This is a genomic window from Dactylosporangium aurantiacum (genome assembly GCF_000716715.1).
Lineage (GTDB): Bacteria > Actinomycetota > Actinomycetes > Mycobacteriales > Micromonosporaceae > Dactylosporangium > Dactylosporangium aurantiacum.
Map to the genome: position 1 here is coordinate 143,272 of NZ_JNYJ01000012.1, position 6,116 is coordinate 149,387.

General features: G+C 71.7%; 5 protein-coding genes. 3 read left to right on the forward strand and 2 right to left on the reverse strand.

What is annotated here, in order from left to right; genetic code table 11:
- Positions 1-4: 4 nt before the first annotated feature.
- On the reverse strand, positions 5-1,333 hold the full coding sequence (locus tag OP18_RS16485) for a hypothetical protein (protein WP_081970812.1): 1,329 nt from the start codon (positions 1,331-1,333) through the stop codon (positions 5-7).
- 141 nt (positions 1,334-1,474) lie between these two features.
- On the opposite strand from OP18_RS16485, the gene OP18_RS16490 reads away from it, so the two are divergent.
- The 3 genes from OP18_RS16490 (at position 1,475) to OP18_RS16500 (ending at position 4,436) form a co-directional block, all read left to right on the forward strand.
- The gene (locus OP18_RS16490) at positions 1,475-1,699 is read left to right on the forward strand and encodes a helix-turn-helix domain-containing protein (protein ID WP_033359767.1); all 225 of its coding nucleotides are present in this window, start codon (positions 1,475-1,477) and stop codon (positions 1,697-1,699) included.
- Complete coding sequence (locus tag OP18_RS16495) at positions 1,696-2,436, forward strand: enoyl-CoA hydratase/isomerase family protein (protein WP_033359768.1); 741 nt, start codon at positions 1,696-1,698, stop codon at positions 2,434-2,436. Before OP18_RS16490 ends, OP18_RS16495 begins: the two co-directional genes overlap by 4 nt.
- Before the next feature lie 62 nt (positions 2,437-2,498).
- A complete protein-coding gene (locus OP18_RS16500; protein ID WP_052386821.1) occupies positions 2,499-4,436 on the forward strand; it encodes an ABC transporter ATP-binding protein in 1,938 nt (645 codons plus the stop codon).
- 234 nt (positions 4,437-4,670) lie between these two features.
- On the opposite strand, the gene OP18_RS16505 is transcribed toward OP18_RS16500, so the two are convergent.
- Positions 4,671-4,904, reverse strand: a complete 234-nt coding sequence (locus OP18_RS16505; protein ID WP_033359769.1) for a hypothetical protein — start codon at positions 4,902-4,904, stop codon at positions 4,671-4,673.
- Positions 4,905-6,116: the final 1,212 nt, after the last annotated feature.

The window sequence follows — 6,116 nt, forward strand, 5'->3', positions numbered from 1 at the left end:
GCCCCTACCAGGGTGTGATCAGCAGGGCTTCGATGACGATGGCCGACGCTGCCCCTACCGCTGTGAGCAGCAGCGGGGCCGGGGGCAGCTCGCCGGCCGGCATCTGCGGCGCGACCGCGGCGACGGTCAGCCAGGGGAAGAACGGCAGCCAGGCGTGCTCCACGCCGCCCCTGGCCAGGCCCGCCGCGATCGAGAACACCACGGCCGCGCCCGCGCCGACCAGGAACGGCCAGGCGGCGGTGTTGCGCAGCTTCCGCGCGCTGGCCACGATCGCCGGTCCGGTGGCCAGCAACAGCACCACCACGCTGATCGCGCTCCACCACAGCACCGACCGGTACGGGGCGACCCGGCTCGCGTAGTCGGTCTCCGCGGCGACCAGGCCGTCCGCCCAGCCGAAGCCGAGCAGCTGCGCCCCCAGTACCGGCACCAGCGCGCCGAGGCCGGTCACCACGTTGAGGAACGCCCGGCGGCGGGCGAAGTAGACGCACACGATCGACAGGCCCAGCCACGGCGCGGAGTACGAGAACAACGCCGCCACCCCGGTCAGCAGGCCGGCGGTGAGGGCCCAGCCGGACGCCGCCCAGCCCCGGACCCTGGTGCGGCTGGCCCGCAGGCCCGCGACGATCGCCGCGGCGCCGAGCGTGGCCACCAGGCCGTCCAGGCTGACCGCCACCCAGATCGCGTACGGGGCGAGCACGAGCACCGGCAGGTACCGCCGCGCGGCCGCTTCGCCGACGGAGTCCCGTACCGCCGACAACACCAACGGAATCGTCAGCGCCGATAGCGCGGTGATGAGGAATCCAAGGACGACGTGGTTGTCCACGCCGATTCGGTCGGCCAGCCACAAAAACACGACAGGGCCCGGCGGATGGCCGCGGGAGGCGACCGAGTGCGCCGGTGCGTCGGCCGTGAAATGTCTGAGGTATGCCAGCGGATCGTCGCCGACCCGTCTTACGTCACCCAGGTATTCCTCCGGTGAACCGAGGGCTTTCGTAAGACCGGACCAGCCATCGACAAGCGCCAAAGCGATAGCCCACGTCAGGCCGGCGATGTACCCGAAAAGCTGAATTTTTCGCCAAGATCGCCGCTGGATGGCGCCACGTGACGCAGACCACAGTACCGCCGCGGCCACCAGCGGCGCCAGCACGCTGCCCGGCCCGACCCTGATCTTGTACCTGCCGAGGAAGGGGGCGCTGGCGGTGCCCAGACGGGCGTCGAGCTGCACCGCGAGCGCGGCGAGCGCCAGCCCGAGCAGGGCGAGGACGCCCCAACGCAGCGCATCGCGACGCTCACGGTGCGCTGCCGGAGGTTGGTCGGTGGAGGGTTCGCTCATCACGGCGCATCACGGTATCGGGTAGGCGACAATGCTGTGCGTGTCGGTTGGCGTGCCGTCGATATCTAGCGCATGATCGTTCGAGGCGGTCTAATAGGTGGGACCGCACCAACCGCTCTGTCTGGGACGTGAGGGATCAGCATGGCAGCCACCGCCACCACCAGCACCGAGAAGGGTCGCCGGATCGTCGGCGCCGAAAGGCAGACGCTGGCGAAGGACCTCGTGAAGCGGTACACCAACGGTGAGAGTATCCGCGCGCTCGCCGCTTCCACCGGTCGTTCCTACGGATTCGTGCACCGGGTGCTGACCGAATCTGGCGTTCAGCTTCGTCAGCGTGGCGGTGCCCGGCGCCGCAAGAAGGCGTGAACGCCACTCCCACGTCGGGAGAGGCGCGTTTCGACGTCGACGGGCCGGTCGCGACGGTGACGTTGGACCGGCCCGAAGTCCTCAACGCGCAGACCCCCGCGTTGTGGGCCGACCTCCGGACGTTCGGCCGGTCACTGCCGGGCGACGTGCGGGTGGTGATCGTGCGCGGATCCGGGCGGGCCTTCTCAGCCGGGCTCGACACCTCGGTCGCCGCGACGATGCTCGGCGGCGTCTCCGAAGCGCAGATCGCGCAGTACCAGGAGGCGTTCGCCTGGCTGCGGCAGCCGTCGCTCATCTCGATCGCGGCGGTGCACGGCCACGCCATCGGCGCAGGTTTCCAGCTCGCCCTCGCCTGCGACTTCCGGGTCGTGGCCGAGGACGTCAAGTTCTGCATGGCCGAGGTCACGCTCGGGCTCGTCCCGGACCTCGGAGGCACGAAACGACTCGTCGAACTGGTCGGTTACGCGCGGGCGCTCGAGCTGTGCGTGACCGGCCGGCGCGTCCCGGCCGCCGAGGCCTCGCAGATCGGCCTGGCGAACGTCGTGGTCCCGGCCGCTTCACTGTCCGACGCCGTCAGCGACCTCACCGCCGCGGTCCTCGCGGGCAACCGCGACGCGATCGTGGAGATCAAGGCGCTCATCGCGGCGGCCGGCGGGCACACGTTCGCCGAGCAGGAGGCGGTCGAGCGGGCCGCGCAGATCCGGCGCATCCAGGACCTGTCGGGTCTGGGTGAGTAGCGGTTTTGTCGTACCCCCCGGGCATGCTTGGGTGAACGTTCTGGGCGACCCGGGGGTGGGCAATGACTCCGTCGAGCGGCATGGCGGGCTGGGAGACGCTGCGCTCGCTGCGTAAGGCCGACGAGCTGGCCGGCAAGCGGCTGGCGCGCGGCACGGCGAAGCGGATCCTCGCCTTCGCCCGGCCCTATCGCGGCGACATCACCGTCTTCCTGGTCACCGTCGTGCTCGGCGCGGCCATCGGCGTCGCCACCCCCTATCTCGCCGGCGACGTCATCAACAAGATCAATGCCGGTGGCCCCGACGCGGGCACGGCCGTGGTGCGGGTCGCGCTGCTCATCGGCGCCCTGGCCGTGCTCGACGCGCTGCTGTCGCTGGTCCAGCGGTGGTATTCCGCGCGCATCGGCGAGGGCATCATCCTGTCGCTGCGCACGCAGGTCTACGGTCACGTGCAGCTCATGCCGCTGCAGTTCTTCACGCGCACGCAGACCGGCGCGCTCGTCAGCCGGCTCAACAACGACGTGCAGGGCGCGCAGCGCGCGTTCACCTCGACCCTGTCCGGCGTGGTCAGCAACGTCATCCAGCTCGTGCTGACCGCCGCGGTGATGGTCACCCTGTCCTGGCAGGTGACCCTGCTGTCGCTGGTGATGCTGCCGGTCTTCATCTTCCCGGCCCGGCGCGTCGGCAAGCGCCTGGCCGCGATCACCCGCGAGGCGTATCAGCTCGACGCCACCATGAACGCGACGATGACCGAGCGGTTCGGCGTCGCCGGTGCCCTGCTGGTGAAGCTGTTCGGCCGCCCCGAGACCGAGGCGTCGCGCTTCGCCGAGCGGGCCGGCCGGGTCCGCGACATCGGCATCCAGACCGCGATGTACAGCCGCGTGTTCTTCGTCAGCATGCTGCTCGTCGCCTCGCTCGCGCAGGCCCTCACCTACGGGCTCGGCGGCTGGTTCGCGGTGCACGGCCAGATCACCGCCGGCACCGTCGTCACCCTGGCGCTGCTGCTCACCCGGCTCTACGGCCCGCTGACCGCGCTGTCCAACGTGCGGGTCGACGTGATGAGCGCGCTCGTGTCGTTCGAGCGGGTCTTCGAGGTGCTCGACCTGGCCCCCGGCATCGCCGAGCGCCCCGACGCCCGCCCGCTGCCCGCCGGTGCCGCCAAGGTCGAGTTCCGCGACGTGCACTTCCGCTACCCGAGCGCCGCCGAGGTCTCCCTGGCCTCCCTGGAGGACGTCGCCTCGCTCGACCGCACCGTCACCGACGAGGTGCTCAAGGGCGTCTCCTTCACCGTCGAGCCGGGGCAGATGGTCGCCCTCGTCGGCCCCTCGGGCGCCGGCAAGTCCACCACCGCCATGCTCGTCCCGCGCGTCTACGACGTCACCGCCGGCGCCGTCCTCGTCGGCGACGTCGACGTCCGCGAGGCCACCCTGCAGTCCCTGCGCGACACCATCGGCGTCGTCACTCAGGACTCCCACCTCTTCCACGAGACCATCGCCGAGAACCTGCGCTACGCCAAGCCCGACGCCACCGACGACGAGATCCGCACCGCGCTGCGCCGCGCCCAGGTCGGCGACCTCGTCGACTCCCTCCCCGACGGCCTCGACACCGTCGTCGGCGAGCGCGGCTACCGCTTCTCCGGCGGCGAGAAGCAACGCATCGCCATCGCCCGCCTCCTGCTCAAGGCGCCCTCCATCGTCATCCTGGACGAGGCCACCGCCCACCTCGACTCCGAGTCCGAGGCCGCCGTCCAGCGCGCTCTCGCCGAGGCCCTGACCGGGCGGACCGCCCTCGTCATCGCCCACCGCCTGTCCACCATCCGCGACGCCGACCAGATCCTCGTCGTCGACGACGGCCGCGTCGTCGAGTCCGGCACCCACGACGAGCTGGTCGCGGCGGCGGGGTTGTATGCGGAGCTGTACCGGACACAGTTCGCCGTGGTCGACTCGCCCCGCCCCGACTCCACCACCTATCCTCCAGACGCCCTCCCCACCCCGATCCCGTAGCGCGTCACCGCCTTCGCGGTCACCGCACATACGCCCCACGCCTCATGCCCCACACGCCTCGACTGCCTTCACGGCGCCGCCGAGGACACGGTCGCCGGGGAGGCCGTCCGTGGAGGAGGCCGCCCGTCGAGGACGCTGCCGTCGAGGGGGTCGCAGAGGACAAGGCCGCCGCCGAAGCCGAGGCTGAGGAAGCCGTGGCTACCGAGGAGCCCGAGGCCGTCGAGGAGGCCGCCGTCAAGGACCCGGTCGCCGGGGAGGCCGCCCGTCGAGGACGCTGCCGTCGAGGGGGTCGCAGCGGAGGTCGCAGAGGACGAGCCCGCCGCCGAAGCCGAGGCTGAGGAAGCCGCGGCGACCGAGGAGCCCGAGGCCGTCGAGGAGGCCGTGGCTACCGAGGAGTCCGAGGCCGTCGAGGAGGCTGTCGTCAAGGACACGGTCGCCGGGGAGGCCGCCCGTCGAGGACGCTGCCATCGAGGGGGTCGCAGCGGAGGTCGCAGAGGACGAGCCCGCCGCCGAAGCCGAGGCTGAGGAAGCCGCGGCGACCGAGGAGCCCGAGGCCGTCGAGGAGGGCCGTTCGGTTCGCGGGGCTGCTTGGGTTCGCGGGACCGCTCGTTCACAGGGGCAGCCGGTTCGCGGGGCTGCTGGTCCACGGGGGCTGCTGTCCGCTGGGCTGCTGGTTCACGGGCCGCTGGTCGATGGGTGCCGGGTTCACGGAGCGCTGGTTCGCGGTTCCGCTGGCCACGTGGGCCGCTGGTCGGCCGGGGCGCTGGTGCGCGCGGGCGCTGGTCCGCTCGTCCGTGGTTTCCGCTGGTTCGCCGGCCGCTGGTTCACGGGTCGCTGGTTCGCGGGCTGCTGATCCACAGGGGTCGCTATCTGCGGGTGGCAGCCGAATCACGGGGTCGCTCGTCCACGAGGGCGCCGGGTCACTGGCTGGTCCGCGTGGGGCCGCTGGTCGGCGTGGCGCTGGGTCACGGGGGCGCTGGTCCGCTGGTCCTGGTTTCCGCTGGTTCACGGGCCGCCGGTACGCAGCCGTTGAGCCTCAAGGGACGCTGGTCGGCGGGTGCTGGTCCGCTGGTCTTCCGGTCCGCCGGTCTGCATCTCGTGGGCGGCGACCTCGGTTGGCCAGGCGGGCCAGTTCGCCGTTTCGTCGTCGTGTCGTTCCGCGGGGGCGATTTCGGTGGCCGCGTCGGCGGCTCGCTTCGTCGGGTGGTCGCTCCGTTGCGCTGCATTCGCCGGTCCAGCAGTCCGGCGCGTCGCCGGCCCGCTGGTCCGTCGAGCGGCAGTTCGGCGGCCACACAGCGGTGCGCCGAAAGGCCGTGCCGCCTGGCCGTTGCGCTGGGCCGTCGCCCTGGGCCGTCGCCCTGGGCCGTCGCGCCGCTCGGCCGTCGCTGCTGGGCCGTCGTGCTGCTGGGCTGCCGTGCCGTCGCGCCGTCGCGCCGCTGGGTCACCGCGCTGTCGTGTCGTTGGGTTGCCGGTTTGCCTGGATCGCCGGGGTGTTGTTCCGCTGTTGGGGGGCTCACGAGGTCGCGGCGTGGGGCTGTTCCGCGTGGCGTGGAGGGCGACCCGGTGGATCGCTGTTGTCATGGAGCCTGTTGCGTTTTCGGTATGTGTGGATAGTTCCGCTTTCGCGGTACTCGATCGATCATTGGGTATGGCGAAGCAGTTCCGTCCGGTGGATCGTGA